At 68.9% G+C, this 20,729-nt stretch carries 11 protein-coding genes; 6 read left to right on the plus strand and 5 right to left on the minus strand.

Going from position 1 to position 20,729, the window contains the following annotated elements:
* Positions 1–44: 44 nt before the first annotated feature.
* The 6 genes from KOR34_RS06860 (at position 45) to KOR34_RS06885 (ending at position 12,797) form a co-directional block, all read left to right on the plus strand.
* Complete coding sequence (locus KOR34_RS06860; RefSeq protein ID WP_146563413.1) at positions 45–4,082, plus strand: beta strand repeat-containing protein; 4,038 nt, start codon at positions 45–47, stop codon at positions 4,080–4,082.
* A gap of 74 nt (positions 4,083–4,156) precedes the next feature.
* Positions 4,157–4,849, plus strand: coding sequence for a PEP-CTERM sorting domain-containing protein (locus KOR34_RS06865; protein ID WP_197531203.1), 693 nt, complete (start codon positions 4,157–4,159; stop codon positions 4,847–4,849).
* Between the two features lie 101 nt (positions 4,850–4,950).
* A complete protein-coding gene (locus KOR34_RS06870) occupies positions 4,951–5,970 on the plus strand; it encodes a DUF1559 domain-containing protein (RefSeq protein WP_146565870.1) in 1,020 nt (339 codons plus the stop codon).
* A gap of 65 nt (positions 5,971–6,035) precedes the next feature.
* Positions 6,036–6,470: a hypothetical protein gene (locus KOR34_RS06875; RefSeq protein WP_146563417.1), complete on the plus strand. Its 435-nt coding sequence runs from the start codon at positions 6,036–6,038 to the stop codon at positions 6,468–6,470.
* A 60-nt stretch (positions 6,471–6,530) separates the two neighbouring features.
* Positions 6,531–9,854: a BNR-4 repeat-containing protein gene (locus KOR34_RS06880; protein WP_146563419.1), complete on the plus strand. Its 3,324-nt coding sequence runs from the start codon at positions 6,531–6,533 to the stop codon at positions 9,852–9,854.
* A gap of 48 nt (positions 9,855–9,902) precedes the next feature.
* Positions 9,903–12,797 (plus strand): glycosyl hydrolase, encoded by a 2,895-nt coding sequence (locus KOR34_RS06885; RefSeq protein WP_228714534.1) that lies wholly within the window; start codon positions 9,903–9,905, stop codon positions 12,795–12,797.
* 6 nt (positions 12,798–12,803) lie between these two features.
* On the opposite strand, the gene KOR34_RS06890 is transcribed toward KOR34_RS06885, so the two are convergent.
* The 5 genes from KOR34_RS06890 to KOR34_RS06910 all read right to left on the minus strand — a co-directional run bounded on the left by KOR34_RS06890 (position 12,804) and on the right by KOR34_RS06910 (position 20,635).
* The gene (locus KOR34_RS06890; RefSeq protein WP_146563423.1) at positions 12,804–13,535 is read right to left on the minus strand and encodes a 3-keto-disaccharide hydrolase; all 732 of its coding nucleotides are present in this window, start codon (positions 13,533–13,535) and stop codon (positions 12,804–12,806) included.
* 29 nt (positions 13,536–13,564) lie between these two features.
* Complete coding sequence (locus KOR34_RS06895; RefSeq protein WP_146563424.1) at positions 13,565–15,049, minus strand: DUF1501 domain-containing protein; 1,485 nt, start codon at positions 15,047–15,049, stop codon at positions 13,565–13,567.
* A 23-nt stretch (positions 15,050–15,072) separates the two neighbouring features.
* The gene (locus KOR34_RS06900) at positions 15,073–17,994 is read right to left on the minus strand and encodes a PSD1 and planctomycete cytochrome C domain-containing protein (RefSeq protein ID WP_146563427.1); all 2,922 of its coding nucleotides are present in this window, start codon (positions 17,992–17,994) and stop codon (positions 15,073–15,075) included.
* Positions 17,995–18,086: 92 nt separating this feature from the next.
* Entirely contained in the window at positions 18,087–19,073 is a 987-nt protein-coding gene (locus tag KOR34_RS06905; protein ID WP_146563428.1) for a family 43 glycosylhydrolase, read from the minus strand.
* Positions 19,074–19,090: 17 nt separating this feature from the next.
* Entirely contained in the window at positions 19,091–20,635 is a 1,545-nt protein-coding gene (locus tag KOR34_RS06910) for an alpha-N-arabinofuranosidase (RefSeq protein ID WP_146563430.1), read from the minus strand.
* Positions 20,636–20,729 lie beyond the last annotated feature (94 nt).

Consider the following 20,729-nt stretch of genomic DNA (forward strand, 5'->3'; position numbering starts at 1 on the left):
CTCGTCACTAAATCAAGTAGGCATTCTCACTTACTGAGGCACCCATGAACGGCGGACGGAATCAACTCCAGCGGATAGGCCGACTCCTCGCGCTCGCGGCGACCATCACGATCGGCACTTGCGTGGCCCAGCAGGCCGACGCCCAGACGACTCTTTACTCCGATGACTTCAGCGGCTCGGGCGGGCTGCTCAACGGCGTCGCGCCGGACGTGGCGAATGGGTTGTCCTCTGCCTGGTTGGCCAACAGTCCGTTTCTAGACAACGGCACGACCAACGGCACGCTCTCCGGGTCGGCGCTGTTGGACCTCACGCTGCAGGCCAACGCGGAGTACAGCCTGAGCGTCGACATCGCGGCCGGGGCCGTCTCGGGCGACTGGGGCGGCGTCGGTTTCGCCTCAGGATCGGCGGCCGACTTCATCGGCGCGCCCGGCGCCGACGGCGGCAACGACGACCGCTTCACCGATGGCCCTGGAGGCCAGGCGTGGGCGCTGATCCGCGACATCGACGGCGGCGTCAACGCCGGCGACGTCGAGTTCTTTGGCGGTCCAGGAACCGGGGGCGGCACGCTGTCCGACGGCTCCTTGGACATCGTTGCGGGCACGGTTTACAACCTGGAGATTCTGCTCACCACCGCCTCGGACGGGGCCAGCTACACCGCGGATCTGCTGATCAACGGCGTGTCGCGGACCGGCGGCCCGGTGGCGATCGGAAACGCGATCTCGTCAATCGGTTCGGTCGGCCTCACGTTCAACAACACGGTGAACCCGGGGCATACGTTTGACAACTTCCTGCTGACCGAGACCATCATCGGCGCCCCCGCCAACGTGTGGGACGTCGACGGTGGCGGCAGCTTCAACGCGTCGGGTAACTGGTCGGAGGGCGTCGTGCCCACGTCCTCGGCGACCTTCAGCAGCGCCCTCACCGCGGCCAACGCACCGGGCGTCGTGACGCTCGACTCGGCGGTGACGCTGCAGGAAGTCCGCTTCACTAACGCCGCGGCGGGCTACACGCTGGCCGGCCCAGCGGCGCTGACGCTAAATGGCGGCGCCATTGTGGACGTGACCGGTGGCGAACACACCATCGCCGCGGTGATCCAGGGATCGTCTGGGCTAACAAAGACGGGCGCCGGCTCGCTGCTGCTGGCGGCCAACAACACGTACACCGGCGCCACGGCCGTCAATGGCGGCGCACTGCGCGTGGCGACCAACGGGGCGGTTGACGGCGCGGTTAGCGTCGCGGCCGGCGCGTCGTTTGGGTTCAGCGGCGACGGTGAGGGCGGCGGCTTCAGCGGCGTGTTCGCCAATCCCATCAGCGGCGCGGGCGCCGTGGTGCTGAGCAACACGCTCACCACCGAGACCATCACCTTCAACAACGCCAAGTCGCACGGCGGGCAGACCCAGGTCAACGGCGGCGTGCTGGCGTTGGGCGCGAGCGGCGCGTTGGGCGCCGCGGACGGGACCGCAGCCAGCGGCACAACCCTCGCGGGCAATGCCTCGACCAGCCGCATCGCGCTGTCGGGCGGGGTCAACGTCGGCAATGAGGTGCTTGTCGCCGGCGCCCGCGAGGGCGCAGGGATCGAGGCGTCCCACCTCAGCAGCGCGGGGTCCAACTCCTGGGCCGGCGCGATCAAGGGCGAGGTCGGCGGCACGCAGTACAACTTCGAGTCGACCTCTGGAACGCTCACGCTTGGCGGCACGATCTCGGCGCCCGATACGGGCGTGCGGAACTTTGTGTTCGGCGGCGCCGGCAACACGACGATTACCGGCCGCATCACCGACTTCGCCACCGACGCCGACGGCGTGCCCATCGACGCGGACCTGAACGGCACGCCCGACACCAACGCGGTGAATAACGTGAATGTGATCAAACGCGGCGCGGGGACGCTCACCATCTCGACCGGGACCGACTTCAACTACGACTTCCACCAAGGGACTACCGTTGTTGAAGAGGGCGCCCTGGTAGTGACCCAGGGAGGCGGCGACACGGGCGAACTGTGGAGCAGCAGCATCCAGGTCAGCGCGGGCGCCCGGTTCAATGTCACGAGCTTCGGCGACTACAGCCTGCAGGAGGGGCAGGAACTGGGCGGCGGCGGTGAGGTGCAGGCCACAACCCTTACGGTCTTCGGCGACAACTCACTCACCCCTGGCGACAACGGACGCGGCACGCTGAACATCACCGGAAACCTCGGCATGTCGAACTTCGGCGCCGATGGCCAGTGGAACTACGAGCTGGGCGACGCCACAACCGTCGGCGGATCTGAAAACGATCTGATTGCCGTCTCCGGTGCGATCACGGGCGCGAGTGGCGTGAACGCCACCGTCAGCGTCACCCCTGTCGACGGCTCGCTAGCCACCGGCGCGTACCGCCTTGTTACGCACAACAGCGGGTCGGCGCCCTCGGTGGGATCGCTCCAGACCCAGGTTGTGGACAACGTGGGCAACGTGCTGAACCCGCGGCAGCTGCTCTCGGTCAGCTCGACCGCGAGCCAGGTCAACCTAAATGTCTCGGGCACGCGGGCGTCGCTCACCTGGAATGGGGTCGGCGCATCGGACGAGTGGGACGTCGGGAGCAGCAGCAACTGGACCGGCGGCGCCACGGCCTTCCGTGACCTCGACGCGGTGACGTTTGGCGCCGGCGGCGCGAAAGAGGTTGTGGTGAACTCGGTCGTCTCGCCGGGCAGCGTCACCTTCAATTCCGCCGCGGCGTACGAGTTCACGGGGACCGGCGGCATCACCGGCTACGGCCCGGTGAACGTGAACGCCGGAACGGTGACCCTGGGCAACAGCGGCAACAACTACCGCGGCCAGACCACCGTGGCCAGCGGCGCCACCCTTTCCGTGACCGCCGACGCGTCGGTCGGCAGCGTAGTGGTCAACGGCACGCTGGCGCTGACCAACAATACCATGGTCACGCTGGTCGACGACTTCAACACGCCCGGCCTGAGCGAGTACGCGTTCTCGAAGGTGCTCGACCAGGGGACCGTGACGAACGTGTCGTTCTCGGACGCGGCGGGCACGATCGACGTCACCTCCACCGGCGCCGACGGCGCCGAGCAGGTGCTGCTCCTGCGTAACGATGTCACGCTCGCCCAGGGCGAGGAGCTGCACATCGACGCCCCGTCGACCCTGATCAACCGCGACTTCGGCCTCGCCATCGGTCAGAACCACGCCGACCTAGGGAACGGCGGCTCGGGCGACAACCGCAGCGCAGGCGACTATCTGTTCATCGCTTGGCGTACGCTCGCGCAGCTCAACGGCCGCGGGTTCAATGGCAATGCGGAGATTCCGCTCGAGCAAGAGTTTGAGGTCAACGCCGAGAGGCTGTTTATCGCGCGTCTCGCCAATGACGACGTCGAGCTGGGTTGGTACGAGGGGGGATCGCGTTTCGTCTCCTACACCGCCACCCCCGCGACGACTGACATCTTCAGCAATATCGGGTTCTACGGCGACCTCCGCGCCGACGGCGACGGGTTTGCCGGCGCCGACAACCTGCGGATCGTCACTGGTGCGGGCGCCGACGTGATCGACGTCGACGGCGACTTCACGCTGGCCGGCGCGGGCACGCTGCAGGTCGACCTGTCCGAAACCGGCTTCGCGTCACTCGCCGTTACCGGCAACGCGGTGCTCGAGGGGCTCGTGGATGTTGACCTGGTCGGCGGCTTTGTCCCGGGCGATGGTCAGCAGTTCACGATCCTCACCGCCGCGGAGATCCTGTCCGATCTCGGCGACATCACCTTCAACCTGCCAACGAACTTTAGCGCCTCGATCCAGAACCTGACGGACCTGGTGCTGACGTACTCCGTCGGACTGGACGGCGATTTCAATGGCGATGGGGTGGTGGACGCGGCCGACTACACGGTCTGGCGTGACAACCTGGGCCAGGACGCCGCCGCCCTGATGGGCAACGGCACCGGCGACCCCAGCGGGCTGGTAGTTCAGGCGGACTACAACCTGTGGAGGTCTAACTACGGCGCTGCTAACGCCGCCGTGGGCGGCGCCGCGGCTGCGCCGGAGCCGGCCACCGCGGTAATGGCGTCCATGCTGTTGTTGGGCCTGGGGCGGCGTCGCCGCCGGCCCGCCTAGTTTGCTTCTTTTCCTCGGTCCCGCCGCTCCGCGTGGAGCGGCGGGCGACCATGTTTCTCCTGGAGACTGTTCCAATGACTGCTTCGAGATGGACCCCTGTGATTCTGCTGTTCGCCGCGACCACTGCTTCGGCCGCCGTGATTGACGACTTCAGCGGAGACCTCTCCGCCTACACCAGCACCGCTATCCTCGACGCCAATGGCGGCGCGGCAAACACGGCTGCCTGGCAGATCAACAGTGAAACCCTTGAACTCAATACAACCGACTACGACGGGATCGAGCAGTACGCGTTTATCAGGAGCGGCCTGAGCCTGGGAGTCGGCGAGGAGCTGCAAGCCGAACTGAGCGTCGCCGGCAACCAGGACCTCGGCCTGTACGTCGGCGGGACAACGCCCGTCGCCGGAACGCGTGAGGACTACGTCGCGGTCTACGCCCGCGGCAACGGCCAGGTGTTCTCCCGTGGCTTCGATGGAACGTCGGAGTACGGTCTGACCGGCGGCAGCTCGCCCGCGTACGACTCGCTCTTCATCGCCCGCACGGACGTCAACACGTTTGAGGCCGGCTACTACGAGGCCGGCGTGCGGAACATCCTCACCACCCGCACCCCCGCGACGCCCAACGACGCCAGCGTCGTCGGCTTCTACGCCGACGTGCGCGCCGCAGGCGTGCTCGGCGCGGTCGGTACCCTGAGCGTGGTCCCCGAGCCCGCCGCCGCGACGCTGCTGCTGCTGGGCTGCGCGGCCGCCGCAGGGCGTCGCCGCAAGTAGACGCGACCCAGAGCAACGCCGATTGCCGCCGCCCCGCCGTTGTGGCGGGGCGGCCGGCGCGGCGGAAGACATGTAAACGATCTCTGCGAAAGGCAAACGCAATGGACCGTGCTAGGCGCCCGCGTCGCGAAAGCGGCTTCACCCTGGTCGAGCTGCTGGTGGTGATCGCCATCATCGGAGTGCTCATCGCGCTCCTGCTTCCGGCCGTGCAGTCGGCCCGCGAGGCGGCCCGCCGGATGCAGTGTGTCAACCACCTGAAGCAGATCTCGCTCGCCTCGCTGAACTACGAGAGCACGTTTGGCAGGCTGCCGGCGGCTCGGGTCGGCTGCGACAACGACCCCGACTGCCCGCTCACCGGCGCCGACCCCAACCAGCGCGAGGGGGCGAGCGTGTTTGTCGAGCTGCTGCCGTTCGTCGAGAACCAGCCGCTCTACGACCTGTTCGACCTGGACAACACCGACATCTGGTTCCCCGGCGCCTGGAACTGGAACGACCCCCAGCTGCAGCGGGCGCTCGCCACCCAGGTAGACGGCTACGTCTGCCCCAGCGACGGCGACCGCCAGCCCTTCGCCGAGTACCAGCACAACGTGCCGGCCGGCATCCAGTGCGCCACGGGCAGCTACGCCGCCGTAAGTGGCGACGTTGGCCCCCCGGCGGTCGGCGAGGAGTTCTACAAGGCCGTGCGGAGCGACGCCCGCGGCCGCGTGTTCAACATGAAGTACAACAACACGGGCGTCTTCTTCTACGCGAAGCAGACCAAGCTGCGTGAGATTATCGACGGCACTAGCAAGACCCTGTTCTTTGGCGAGACCATCCAGGGGCACCTGCGGGAGCACAGCAACATCTGGTCGAACGGCAACCGGGGCACCTCGTCGATGCGGAGCACGTTCTACGCGCTCAACACGCTGCCCGAGTTCGTGCAGCTGAAGGTGCCGACGCAGGAGAGCCACGCCGGTTTCAACAGCATGCACCCCGGCGGCGCCAATTTCGCCATGGGCGACGGCAGCGTGTCGTTTGTCATCGACTCGATCGATCGCGAGACCTACCGCAGGATGTCGACCCGCATGCCCGAGGCGGACGTCGCGCTTACCGACCCCGGCAGCAGCGGCGGGGGCCGCTAGCAACGCGGCGAGCCAACGACCACATGCAACCCGGCGTCACGCGCGGACGACTAGGACTCAACTAGATGCAAACCACGAGAATAAACCTTGCGGCGGTCGCGACGCTGCTGCTGGCGGCCGCACTCGGCTGCGGCGAGTCCCACGGGCTCGTCCCCGTTTCGGGCACGGTCACCATCGACGGACAGCCCCTTACGACCGGGCAGGTGATGGTGTCGCCGCCGGGCCAGCGGCAGTCGATCGGCCCGCTCGACGGTCAGGGCCGATTCGAGCTGACCTGCTACAAGAAGGGGGACGGCGCGCCTGTGGGCACGTTCCCCGTGGCGGTAATGGCGGTCGAGCAGGTTGGCGAACGCCAGCTCCGCTGGCACGCGCCACGCAAGTACTCCAACGAACAGCAGTCGGGCCTGGAGGTCACCATCGACGGCGCGACCGACGACCTGGCGATCGAGCTAACCTGGCAGGGCAGCAATCACAGCGGCCCGTTTGACGAGAAGTTCTAGCCAGCGGCCCGGAACCCGCGGCGGGACAGAGAAGAAGCACCAATTGGCTGGCAGTACGCAATGCAGTTCCTGACACGACACCTGAGACTCGCCGCCCTTACGGCCTTCCTGAGCGTTCTTGGCGGTCAAGCCCCGGCGGCGTCGCCGGAGCTGCCGCTGCTGACCGACTCGGTGCTCGATGCTTCGGCGCTGCTGATGCCCCGCGGCGCCCTCTACGGGCCGGCGATCAATGGCTCGGCGCACCAGAACGAGGCGCTCCTCACCTACGGCGGCTACCAGTACGCCGTGTGGTACCACCGCGGCCGCAACGAGGACCTCCTGCTCGGCCGACGGAGCCTGACCGGCGCAACCTGGGAGGTGATGGACACCGGCGTCAACCTCGACAACGGCGACTCGCCCTCCTGGGACGCGCACAATGTCATCTCACTGGGCATCGCCGGCGACGGCAGCCTCCACCTGGCCTACGACCACCACAACGACGACCTCCGCTACATGACCAGCGTGCCGGGCGCCGCCACGGCGGCGAGCTGGGACGCGTCGCTGCTAAACGCCGAACGCGACTCGCTGAACGTGGGCGGGCCCACGCTCGGCGACGTCACCTACCCGCGCTTTATCCGTGACCCCAGCACCGGCGCCCTCGCGATGACGTACCGCACCGGGTCCAGCGGGAACGGCAACGTCAACATCACCACGCTCGACTCGTCGACCTCCACGTGGGCGGCGCCGCAGCGGTTCGTGGACGGGACCGACCCCATCTTCTACAACGACCCGTACGGCTCCGGCTCGAACAACCGCAACGCGTACCTCAACGGACTGGACATCGACTCCACCGGACGCATGCACACCACGTGGACCTGGCGCGAGTCGGCCACCGGCAGCTCCAACCACGACATCGCCTACGCCTACAGCGACGACAACGGCGCAACCTGGCGGAACAACGACGGTGCCGTGATCGGAACGCCCGGCTCGCCGATCACGCTCAACTCGCCCGGCGCCACGGTCGTGCCACTCGACCGGGGCAACACGCTGATGAACCAGCAGACCCAGATCGTCGACCCGGACGGCCGGGTGCACACCGTGATGTGGCACAAGACCGACGACGCGGCCCCCTTGACCGGCTTCACCACCGGCCCGGCCGCCTACTACCACTACTTCCGCGACCCGAGCAACACGCCCGCCGATCCCGGCGCCGCGTGGGTCCGCACCGAGCTGCCGACCCAGCGCGCCGTCGGCTCGCGCCCCGACATGGGCTACGACGCCGACGGCAACCTGTACGTCACGTACCTGTCGCCCGGCCCTGGCGACGGCGCCGGCGTCGCGGCCGACTACTACACCAACGGCGACCTGATCATCGCCACCGCCAGCAAGGCGTCGCGTTGGACCGACTGGGAGATTGTCCGCACCGACGCCCGCGACTTCGTTGGTGAGCCGGTGCTAGACCACGCCCGCCTAGCTGACAGCGGCGTGGTGTCGGTTTTCGTCCAGGAGAACGGCGCGAACCAGTCGTCGTCGGTCGGCACGCCGCTGCGCGTGCTCGAGTTTGGCAAGCTGGCCAGCAACCTGGTGTGGTCCGGTGCGAACTCCGGCGGGTGGTCGGGCGAGGGGATTGCGGTCGAGTGGGACAGCCAGGGCGACGACCTCCCCGACGCGGCCTACAGCAACCTGGCGCCAACACGCGTCACCTTCGACGACGGCGCCGCCGCTTTCAACGTGGAAGTGGCGTCTCAGATAGCGCCTGTTTCGACGACCTTCCGCAACGCGGTGAGCAACTACACGCTGACCGGCGGCGGGATCGGCGGCGCCGGCGACCTGCGGGTGCTGGGGGGCGGCCGCGTCACGCTGGCCGGCGCCGCAAACACCTATTCGGGCGAAACCGCCATCGAGCGTGGCGTGCTCGCCCTGCAGGGTGGAGCGACGCTCGCGGGCACGCCCCGCATCTCGGTGGCGCCGACGGCCGAGCTTGACGTCTCGCAGCTCGATGCGACCTTCACGCTCGCGGCAGGGCAGCAGCTTGTTGTTGAACCCACCGCGACCGTACGCGGCGCCGTGCACGCGGCCGCCGGAGGCCAAGTCACGGCCAGCGGCGCCTTCGACGGCACGCTCTCCGCGGGGCAGGGCGGGGTGATCTCCGTCGGCGAGGGGGTGACGGTCATCGGGGGCTTGGCGCTGTCCACCCTGTACAGCGACACGTTCTCCGGCGCCGGCGGCCCGCTCAACGGCCAGCTTGTCGAGTCGGGCGACCTGCAGACCGGGGCCGTGCTGTGGTCGGCCAGCAGCGCTTTCCGCGACGACGGCACGATTGACGGCAGCCAGGAGGGCGGCGCCCTCCTTGAGTTCCACCCGCAGGCGGACCGCACCTACACGCTGACGATGGACGTCACCAACCAGACCGACCGCTGGATCGCGCTGGGCTTCGGCCAGGACCCGATCGCCAGCCCGGGACAGAGCTCGCACGAGGACCGCCACTCCAACAACCGCGGCATCGCGTGGATGCTGTACCGCGACACCCAAGATGGATCGGCGCTGGAGTCCTTCATCGGGACTAACACTGGCGGCCCTCAGCAGCTGGACGCCAGCGGCGTCGACTTCGGCGACGCCTCGGAGCTGAAAATCGTGATCGACACCACGGGCGACGGCGGCGGCTTCTCGGCCCAATGGTACGTGGACGACGTGCTGAAGCGCACCGAGCAGGTCGGGATGTCGATCGACGCGATCAACTACGTAGGGCTGTCGTTCGACAACAGCACGGCCGGCAGCGTAAGCTTCGATAACTTCCGGTTGACAGCCGAGCAACAGGCGGAGGTCGCCGGGGTGACCGAACTGGTCGTCCAGGGCGACCTGGACCTGCAGCAGGGCGCGCTGCTGTCGATGGACATCGCCACACCCGACGCGCACGACACGATCGTCATCGGCCAGACGCTCCGCGCCGGCGGGGAGCTTGAGGTCACGCTGGCCGACGGCGCTTTTGCGTTGCAAGCCGGCGACCGGTTTGACCTGTTCGACTTTGCCGCCGCGTCGGGCTTCTTCGACGAATTGACGCTGCCGCAGCTATCCGCCGGATTGGTCTGGGACGCTGCCGAACTGCTGACGCTCGGCATGCTTGAAGTCGCGGTCGGACTGCCGGGCGACTTCAACGCGGACGGCGTCGTCGACGCCGCCGACTACACGGTTTGGCGCGACACGCTCGGCGCAGTTGGGGCCGGCCTGGCCGCCGACGCCAATCTGGACTCGCGAATCGACGGGGCGGACTACGCGATTTGGCGTGCTTCCTTCGGGGACACGCTCTCGTCGCAGCCAGCCTCTGCGGCGGCCGTTCCCGAACCCGCCGCTCTGCTGCTGGCGGGCGTCCTCCTGGCTTGTGGCTCCGCCGGCCGCGTACGTTAAGATAGTGGCATGACATCAAGAACTCTTCTCTGCTCTTGTCGCCTGGGTTTGCTGGTTGCGGCTCTGCTGGCGTTGGTAGTCCCGAACGAAGTGCTCTCCGAGCCGATCGACGGCCCGGTCCGGCCTGAGCTGCAGGCGTCCCTGCAGCCGGTCATGCCGCTTGAGCAGGGCTGGGCCGACCCGCCGATGATCTCCCGCACCCGGTGCTGGTGGTGGTGGCTCAACGGCAACGTGACCAAGGAGGCGATCACCCGCGACCTCGAGGCGATGCGGGACAAGGGCATCGGCGGCGCCAACATCGTCGACGCGGCCCACGCCAGCAGCGGGCAGAACATCAAGCCGCAGCACGGGCCGGACTTCGCCTCGGCGGAGTGGGTCGAGCTGTTCGTGCACGCGCTCTCCGAGGCGGACAGGCTGGGCCTGGAACTCGGCTTCAACATCCAGAGCGGCTGGAACCTGGGCGGTCCGTCTGTCACGCCCGAGCAGTCGGCCAAGAAGGTGGTCTGGTCGGAGCTGACCGTCGAGGGCGGCAAGGGCGTTCACGTAGAAGTACCTCGGCCCGAGGCACGCAACGGGTTCTACCGCGATATCATGGTGCTCGCGTTCCCGCAGCCAGATGATCCGGATAGCGTCGCGCGGGTCGACAACTTCGAGCAGAAGGCTTACCACCGTTACCCCGGCCACTTCACGGCGGTCGACGCGTCGCACCTGGTTGAGGTAGGCGAGGGCAAACCTGCCGAGGTCTGCATCGACCCGGACTCGGTGGTCGACCTAACCTCGCGCGTCAGCGATGACATGCTCTCGTGGGACGCGCCCCCAGGCAGATGGCGGGTGCTGCGGTTCGGCTACACGCCGTCGGGCGCGCATGTTTCGACCTCCAGCGACAACTGGAAGGGGCCGGCGATCGACTACCTCGACCCGGCCGCGTTCCACAAGTACTGCGACGACGTCCTTACGCCCATCCTTGAAGCGGCCGGACCGCTGGTCGGCCGGTCGCTGCGGTTCCTGCACACCGACAGCTGGGAGCTCGGCCCGGTGAACTGGACCCCCGCCATGCCGTTTGAGTTTTCGGCGCGGCGCGGCTACGACATCTACCACTTCCTGCCCGCCATCGCGGGCTACGCGGTCGGCAGCCGTGAGGAGTCCAACCGGTTCCTGAACGACTTCCGCCGCACTATCGCCGACCTGATCGCCGACGGGAAGTACCAGGCGTTCGCGCACTACGCCCACCAGCGCGGCGTCGGGATCCACCCGGAGTCTGGCGGGCCGCACGCGGCGCCGGTCGACGCGCTCCAGAACCTGGGCCTGAGCGACATCCCGATGGGCGAGTACTGGGCCAGCTCCCGCACGCACCGCGTCCGCGACTTTGAGCGACTATTCGTCAAGCAGCCCGCCTCCGCGGCCCACGTGTACGGCCGGCGGTTCGTGATGGCCGAGGCGTTCACCACGATCGGCCCCCACTGGGAGAAGACGCCCGAGGACCTCAAGCCCGACTTCGACCGCGTGGCGTGCGAGGGGCTCAACATGGTCATGTGGCACACCTTCCCCTGCTCACCGCAGGAAGAGGGCGTGCCGGGCATCGCGTACTTCGCCGGCACGCACCTGAATCCGAACGTCACCTGGTGGCGCCAGGCCGACGGCTTTCTGGGCTACCTCAACCGCTGCCAGTTCATGCTGCAGCAGGGCCAGCCGGCCGCCGATGTGCTGTACTTCTACGGCGAGAACATCCCGAGCTTCGTGCGGCTGAAGCGTGAGGACCCGGCCGGCGTCCTGCCGGAGTACGACTACGATGTCGCCAACGCGCAGATCGTCAACCAGCACGCCCGCGTTGAGGACGGCCGGATCCTGCTTGACGGCGGCGCCAGCTACGCGGTGCTGGTGCTCCCGCCGAGCGGCCACTACGGCCTGGCGACGCTCCAGAGCATCGCCCGGTTGGTCGGTGAGGGTGCGACGGTAGTCGGCCCGAAGCCGGAGATTCCCTACGGCCTGGGTCACGCCGAGGAGTTCACTGAGCTGGCCGACAAGCTGTGGGGCGAAGGTCTCATCAAGGACGTCGCCGCCGTGGACGCGCTGGCCGGGCTCGGCCTGGCGGGCGACTTTTCGGTCGAGTCCCGCGGGCGGCCGGGCGCGTTTGACTTCATCCACCGACGCACCGCGGTCGCGGATGTGTACTTTGTCGCCAACCGCCGGAACCGCCCGGCCACCGCGGCCTGCACGTTCCGGTCGCAGGCGGACGCGCCCGAGGTGTGGGACCCGGTCACCGGCGAGATTCACGCTGCAACCGGCGTTGAGCGGCAAGGCGACCGGACCCGACTGACGCTCGATCTGGCGCCGCACGGTTCGGCGTTCGTGGTGTTCCCGCACGCCGGCGGCGGCCCGACCCCACCGGTCGAGGCGACACCCGCCCGCACGGTCGCCACGCTCACCGGCCCGTGGCTGGTCTCGTTCGACCCCGCGTGGGGCGGACCGGCGAGTCATGAGTTCGAGAAGCTTACCGACTGGTCGGAGTCGTCGGACCCGGCGATCCGCTACTACTCCGGGGCGGCGGTCTACCGGCAGACGTTCGACCTGCCCGACGGGCCGACCGGCGACGACTACTGGATCGACCTGGGCCGCGTCGAGGCCTCCGCACGCGTCACGCTGAACGGCCAGGACCTGGGCGTGGCGTGGACGCGGCCGTTCCGCCTGCGGGCCGGTAACGCCCTGCGGCAGGGCAAGAACGAGCTTGAGGTGGAGGTCGTCAACCTCTGGCCCAACCGCCTGATCGGCGACGCCCAGCCGGATGCGCCGCGCCGGTACACCAAGACCAATATCCGCCGCTTCACCGCCGAGTCGCCGCTGGTGCCCTCCGGCCTGCTCGGGCCGGTGCGGGTGCTGGCGAGCGGCGATGGCCAACTGGCGCAACTGCCGTCCGACAGCGCGGCGCCCGTCAGCAACAACTGACCGCCGCTAGCGGCGGGCGGGCCGATCTTGTGAGCCGCGCGACGCCGGCAGGTGGGCCTCGGACGCGACCGGACTCTCATCGAGCGGGCGGAGCACAACCTCCGCGAACCAGACCTTGGCGCCGTGGTCCTGCAGCATGATGCGGCCGCGACGGTTCTCGAACACGCCGTCGACCGGCGCGAACTTGCTCGCCCGGAGCTGCTTCTTCCAGGCGGCGGAGTCCTGGTCAACCTCCACCAGCTTCTGGCCGTTGAGCCAGTGCTCGAAGTGGTCGCCGCGGACGACGATCCGCGACTGGTTGTACTCGCCCGGCCGGTGGAGGTTCTCGTACTTGGCGGGGGCGAACAGCTCGTAGAGGGCGCCGGTGGAGTGCTTCGTGGGGCCCGGCGCGTCGGCCAGCTGGTACTCCAGCCCCAGCCACCCGGGCCGCCCCCACAACGCCCGCTTGTAGTGGCGGACGCGGTACTTTACCCCGCTGTTGCCGCGCTCGGCGATCTTCCAGCGGAACGACAGCTCGAAGTCGCCGTACTCGTCGGCCGTGTAGACCGAGCCGACGTGGCCGGGGCAGTACAGCTCGCCGTCGACCACCCGCCAGCCGCTGCTGACCGGCTTGCCGGCCTCATCGACCCAGCCCTCGAGGGAGCGGCCGTCGAACAGCTTTACGGGCTCTGCTCCGACGGCGGGGCCGGCGATCATCGCGGCGGTTACTAGCGTCAAGACTTGGGTACGGAACGCCATGGACGGGGTCTGCCTGGGGAAGGAGGTGACTAGACGTGCGCCGCCGGTCGGTCGGTGAGGACCTCGGTGACGAGCCGCGCCTGCTTGACGCCGGTCAGCTTCTGGTTGAGCCCCTGGAACGGGACTGCCAGCCGGCGGTGGTCCAGCCCCAGCAGGTGCAGCAGGGTGGCGTGGAAGTCCCGCAGGTGGACCGGCTCGCCGACGACCGAGTAGCCCATGGGGTCGGTCTCCCCGTGGGTGTGGCCCGCGCGGACGCCCGCGCCCGCCATCCAGAGCGTGAACGCGTTGGGGTTGTGGTCGCGGCCGACGAACTTCATCTCGGCGCCGCCGCGGTTCTCGCGCATCGAGGTGCGGCCGAACTCGCCGCTCCACACCACCAGCGTGTCCTCCATCATGCCCCGCTGCTTCAGGTCGGTGAGCAGCGCTGAGATCGGCCGGTCGATCTCCTGGCACTTGGTGCGGAACCCGACGTTCAGGGCCTCCGACTTGCTCGAGCCGTGCGTGTCCCAGCCCCAGTCGTACAGCTGGATGAACCGCACGCCCCGCTCCGCCAGGCGGCGGGCCAGCAGGCAGTTGTTCGCGAACGACTCGGCCCCCGGCTCGGCGCCGTACTCCTCGCGGACGTGCTGCGGCTCGCGCGTGATGTCCATCGCTTCGGGGGCGGCGGACTGCATGCGGAAGGCCAGCTCGTACTGGGCGATGCGGGCGAGGGTTTCGTCGCTGCCGAAGGCCTGGTGCGACTCCTGGTTCAGCCGGCGGAGCGCGTCGAGCAGCACCCGCCGCTCCCGCCGCGACTCGCCCGGCGGGTTGGCGATGTTGAGCACCGGGTCGCCCTTGGAGCGGCACTGCACGCCCTGGTAGACCGAGGGCAGGAAGCCGCCGCTCCACAGTGCCTTGCCGACGCGTGGCTGACGGCCGCCGGAGAGCAGCACGATGAAGCCGGGCAGGTCCTCGTTCTCGGAGCCGAGGCCCCACGTCACCCACGAGCCGATCGACGGGTAGCCCATCCGCGGCTGGCCGGTGTGGACCATCAGCTGGGCGGGGCCGTGGTTGAACTGGTCGGTCTGCATCGACTTAATGAAGCAGACGTCGTCCACGTGCTTGGCGAACATCGGCAGCCGGTTGCTTACCCAGGCGCCGCTGTCGCCGTGCTGGGCGAACGGGTACTGCGGCCCCAGCATCTTCGGCACGCCCTGGATGAACGCGAACCGCTTCCCCTCGAGGAACTCGGCCGGGCAGTCCTGGCCGTCGTAGGCCTGCAGCTCGGGCTTGAAGTCGAACAGCTCGAGCTGGCTGGGGGCGCCGATCATGTGCAGGAAGATGACCCGCTTGACCTTCGCCGGGTGGTGCGGCAGCGGCGCTCCGGAAGGCGCCGCGCTCGCGGACGCGGCCGCCTGCTGCGACGCCATCCACATCGCGCCCACGCCGGTGGCGCAGCCGTGCAGGAAGGTCCGTCGGGTGGCGAGCTCCACCCCGCGGCGGGCGACCTCGGTCTTGAGTGTGTGGTTGTTCATGGGCGGCGGGCAGCCTGTCGCGGCTACTTCATCAGGACCTCATCCAGGTTTAATAGGGCCGCCGCGACCGCCTGTCCGCCGCCGTCCGGGTGCTCGAAGAGCTCGACCAGCACGTCCGACTCGCTGTCGGTGGGCGGGCGGCAGGTGACCAGCTCGAAGCCCCACCGCACCTGCTCGCGCGGGTCCTCGCCGCGGCCGGCCATGCGTTCCGCGAGCGCCACGGAGCACTCGTGGAACGCCTCGCTGTTGAGCACCTCGAGCGCCTGCAGCGGCGTGTTGGACCGCAGCCGACGCGGCGCGCAGAACTCGCGGGACGGCTGGTCGAAGGTGGCGAAGGTCGGGAACGGGATGCTCCGCTTGGTGTACGTGTAGATCGACCGGCGGTACCGCTGCGGACTGCCCGGCTCGGGGGCGGGCCACTTGTCGCCGGCGGCGAACGGCCGCCACACGCCCTCGGGCAGCGGCGGGCGGACGGGCGGGCCGTACATCTGGTCGGACAGCAGCCCGGCCAGCGCGAGCGCCTGGTCGCGGACCGCCTCGGAGGGGAGCCTGACGCGGGGCCCCCGGCTCAGCAGGCGGTTGGCGGGGTCGGCCGCCTTGGCGGCCGGCGTGGCGACCTCGCTCTGCCGGTACGTGCTGGAGAGGATCAGCTCGCGGAGCAGCGGCTTGAATCGCCAGCCGTGCTCGCCCTGGAAGCGGAGCGCGAGGTAATCGAGGAGCTGCGGGTGCGACGGGGGCTCGCCCGACGAGCCGAAGTCCTCTTCGGTCTCCACCAGCCCGGCGCCGAACACACGGGCCCACACGCGGTTCACGGCGACCCGCGCCGTCAGTGGGTTGTCCGGCGAAGCCAGCCACTGGGCAAGTGCGAGCCGGTCCGCCGGCCGCCCGGCGGGCAGCTCGGGCATCGACTCGGGGACGCCGGGGGTGACCAACGGCCCCTTGTCGAGGAACAGACCACGCTCGAACACGTGCGACTCGCGGGCAAGGTGGGCGGGCCGCTCCTGCATCACCGGGGTAGCGGTGGAGGGGATCGCCCGCCGCTGCTTCGTGAGTTGGCCGAGCCGGCGCCGCTGCTCGGCCAGCGCGGGGGCGGTGAGCAGGGCGGTGAACCCGGGCCGGTCGCTCACCGCCAGGTGGCCGCGCCGACTTACCAGGCTGAACGCGCCGACCATCTGCACGTCGTGCGCGATCCGCAGCCGCAGCCGGGCGCCCGGCGGAACCTCCGCCGGCTGCTCCAGCACCAACGCCGCGCTCCGCGGGTGGTAGATGCGCGACAGGGCGGAGAAGCCACGCCTGGAGCGTTTGTCGAGGCTCGCCTGCGGCGAGAAGAGCGGGTGCGGCTCGTCGCCGATGATCCGGGCGATCTTCAGCGGCGAAACCTGCTCGCCCTCGTCCGATGGCACGACCAGCTCGGCCTCGACACGCGACCAGACGAACCCCCACTCGGAGTCTGCGCGGGCGGTTTCTGGCGCGCCGGGCAGCACCACGCCACGGATGGCGGTGAGCGGCTGCAGGTCGGCAGGCAGCGGGGCTTCGAGGGTGAACCGGGCGCCGCGTTCGATGGTTCCCACGGTGAAGAACTCGTCGTGGTCGCCGGCGCGTTCGACCTGCAGCCTGGTGGCGTTGTTGGCGCTGGCGGTAAGGCCGGTGAGCGGACGCCACGCCTGTTCGTCGGATAGCAGCTCGTGGCCGGCGGCCCAGATCTGCTCGCCGAGCGAACGGATCTCTTCGTCGAGCTGCTCGGCCTGCTTGTTGTCGGCCGGGTCGTTGGGCGCGCGGTAGGTGGGCGCGTCGTCGTCCAGGTCGGAGTCGGCGGTGTTGTTGAAGAACGCCGTGAACCGGTAGTAGTCCTCGTGGCGGAACGGCTCATACGGGTGGCTGTGGCACTGGACGCAGCCGAAGGTCATGCCCTGCCACGCTTGCCAGGTGGTGTTCACGCGGTCCAGCACCGCGGCGACGCGGAACTCCTCGTCGTCGGTTCCGCCCTCCTCGTTCGACTGGGTGAGCCGCTGGCAGGCGGTGGCGACCAGGTTGTCCGGGTCGCGGCCGGGGAGCAGGTCGCCGGCGATCTGTTTGACGGTGAACTGGTCGTACGGCAGGTCCGCGTTGAGCGACCGGATCACCCAGTCGCGGTACTGCCACACCGACCGCGGCGAGTCGAGGCCGAGCCCCATCGAGTCGGCGTAGCGGACCTGGTCGAGCCAGACGCTGGCCCAACGCTCGCCGTAGTGGGGGGAGGCGAGCAGCCGGTCGGCGGCCTGCTGGTACGCGGCCTCGCCGTCGGACTCCAGCTCGGACAGGAACCGCCGCCGCTGGGCGGGCGTCGGGGGGAGGCCGGTCAGGTCGAGGCTCGCCCTCCGCAGCCAGCGGTACGGCGGCGCGTCGGGCGTCGAGGCGAGCCCCTCCTGCTCCCGCCGCGCCAGCACGTAGCGGTCGAGGTCCTCGCGCGGCCACTGCTGGTCATTGACTCCGGGGAGCGGGGGCTCCACGGGCGGCTCGAACGCCCAGTGGTCCTGCCACGACGCGCCCTCGGCGATCCACCGACGCAGCACGTCCACTTCGCGGGGCGTCAGCGGCGGCCCGTGTTCGGGGGGCGGCATCCGCAGGTCTGGGTCGTCCATCTCGACGCGCTCGATCAGCGGCGAGGCGTCGGGGTCGCCCGGCTCGACCGCCCAGCCGTCGGGCGGCAGCACCTGGTCGGCGTACACGAACGAGATCCCGCCCTGCTGCTTCACACCGCCGTGGCAGCTCAGGCAGTTCGACACCAGGATGGGCCGGACGTCCCGATTGAACTGGACGGGGCCGTCCGGCTCGGCAGCTGCCGCACCCGCGGCGGATGTCGACAACGCAGCGACAGCCGCCAATCGCCAGCCCCAGCGGTTGCGGGGGCGGCTAGCGGGCCGGGGCGAAGGCTTGGGCGCCGTTGGGGTGGGGGGGGGGATCATACCGTCCAGGAAGGCGGGGCGTGCTCTAACTGAGCATACGCGAAACGCGTGGGGTGGGCAAAAACCGTCGTGCGTTTAGCCGTGGCGGCGGGCTACTCGCCAGGCGGCAACGGCCAGCCGATCGCCGACCGCTCAGCGGCGAACACGGTGCCGTGGCGGGGCCGCTCTACCGGCATCTTGAGCTCTCGCGTGTGGTCCTGCCACTGCTCGAGGTCGGTGGAGCTCGCCATCGCGTAATGCCGGAGGATGTAGCTGTCCCAGTAGAGCAGCCAGCGGTCCTGCCAACGCACCAGCGAGGGTCCTTCGACCATCGCCTCGGGAGCGATCGGCGCCCCGGGGCCGACGATCGGCTCGGTGGTGCTGGTGAAGCTCCGCGGCGAGATCTTCGGCGGCGAGAACGCCAGCACCAGGTTCTTGCCGCCGTCGGCGATCGGGTACTCATTCTTGTAGACCATCACCCAGCGTTCGCCCTGCTGGTCCCAGGCCACGTACGCGTCAATGACGCTCTTGTCGCGGTCGACGGTGATCGGCTCGGGCGGGCTGAACGACCGGAAGTCCTTGGTTGCGGTGTAGTACATCCGGTGGTCGTGGCCGTGCGAGTCGACGCTGTGGTCGTCGTCGCTCAGCTCGCTAGGGAGCGTCGAGGACCAGACGATCTTGAAGTCCCCAGCGATGTGGTCGTGGAAGATCTCGGGCGCCCAGATGTTCTTGGGCTGCTCTTCGCCGTCGGGGAATGGCTGGACCTGCTGCGGCTTCGACCAGTCCTTCAGGTCCGGCGAGCTGGCGTACCCAAACCACCGCCCGGTCCAGTGCGATGTCCACACCATGTGGAACCGACCGTCGTGCCAGATGATGGAGGGGTCGCGGGTTAGGTTCTGCCCCCGCCACTGCGGCGGTTTGAAGATCGGGCGGCGCTCGTTGACCGGCGAAAAGCTGACGCCGTCGGCGCTCCAGGCGAGGAACACGCCGTTCTCGCCGTTGCTGTCGAAGTACGGCAGCAGCAGCACCTCTTCCGCGGGCGCGGGGAGGGCTTGCAGGCAGAGGGCGGCCGCGGCGATCGAAACCAGGAATCGAGACATCACACGCTCGGCGGGTTCTACTTGAGGGTGAGCACCACGACCGAGTGCGCCGGGATCGCCGCCTCGAGCGTGGCGCCGGACAGCTTCGCGTTGTCGAACCCGGACGGCTCAACCGAGTTGGGCGCGTCGAACGTGTTGTGCGCGTCGAGCTGGTTGGCGGTGAGGATCCGACCCGTAACCGACTCGGCCTCGGAGCCCTTGAGGTCGATCTTCAGGTCCATCTCCTCGGTGGCGTGGGCGTTGACGATCGAGATATTGACCTCGCCGGCCTCGTTCTTCGACGCCGACACGCTGAGCGCCGGCAGCGAGTGGTCGCCGAAGGCGTACTCGGGCGACTCGACGTCCAGCGGCAGCCGCGTGGCGTCCTGGTGGACGCGGTACATCTCGAACAGGTGGTAGCTGGGCGTCGGCAGCATCTTGTCGCCCTCGGTGAGGATCATCGCCTGCAGCACGTTGACCACCTGGGCGATGTTGGCCATGCGGACGCGGTCGTTGTGCTCGTGGAAGATGTGCAGCGTGATGCCAGCCAGCAGCGCGTCGCGGAGCGAGTTCTGCTGGTAGAGCGCGTAGCCGGGCGTGCCGGGCTCGTTCTGGTACCAGGCGCCCCACTCGTCGACGAACAGGCCGATGCGGTTGCGGGGGTCGATCTTGTCGAGCGACGCCTCGGCGTTGCCGATGGCGGTGCGCATCCGCAGGCACTCGCTGAGGACCGCCGCCCACTCTTCCTCGCCGAAGCCGGTCGCGACGGTCTTGTTCGCCCACGCCGGGTAGACCGTGTAATAGTGCAGCGAGATGGCCGGCATCCGGCGGCCGATCCGCTCGGTCATCACCCGGGTCCAGTTGGCGTCGAGCCCGTTGGCGCCGCAGGCGACCAGCGTCATGCGGTTGCCGCTGAAGCTGCGGCAGTAGGTGGAGTAGCGGCGGTAGAGGTCGGCGTAGTACTCCGGCCGCATGTTGCCGCCGCAGCCCCAGTTCTCGTTGCCGACGCCGAAGTAGGGCACCTTCCACGGTTCTTCGCGGCCGTTCTTGCGGCGCAGGTTGGCCAGCTCGCTGTCGCCGTCGAAGGTCATGTACTCGATCCAGTCACGCATCTCCTGGGGCGTGCCGCTGCCGACGTTGCCGGCCAGGTAGGGCTCGGTGTCGAGCAGCTCACACAGGTTGAGGAACTCGTGCGTGCCGAACTCGTTGGTGTCGATCACCTGGCCCCAGTGCATGTTGATCCGCTTGGGGCGCTTGTCCTGGGGGCCGATGCCGTCACGCCAGTGGTAGTCGTCGGCGAAGCAGCCGCCGGGCCACCGCAGGTTGGGGATGCTCAGGTTCTTGAGCGCCGTGACGACGTCGTTGCGGGCGCCGTCGGTGTTGGGGATGGGCGAATCGGGGCCGACCCAGATGCCGTCGTAGATGCAGCGTCCCAGGTGCTCCGCGAAGTGGCCGTAGATGTGGCGGTTGATCCTGCCGGCGTCCTGATCCACGTTCACGACCGCCGTCGCCTCGCCCGCGAGGGTGGGGGCCGCGGTCAGGCAGAGCAGGGCAACAGAGAAGAGACGAATGCAGCGAGGCATAGGGCGATCGGGGCGCGAGGAGTACGGAAAAGGTAACAAAAATTTAGACAAGCGAACCCCGATTGTAGCACGCCGGGCGGCCGCACGCACACGG

It is taken from the genome of Posidoniimonas corsicana (assembly GCF_007859765.1).
Lineage (GTDB): Bacteria > Planctomycetota > Planctomycetia > Pirellulales > Lacipirellulaceae > Posidoniimonas > Posidoniimonas corsicana.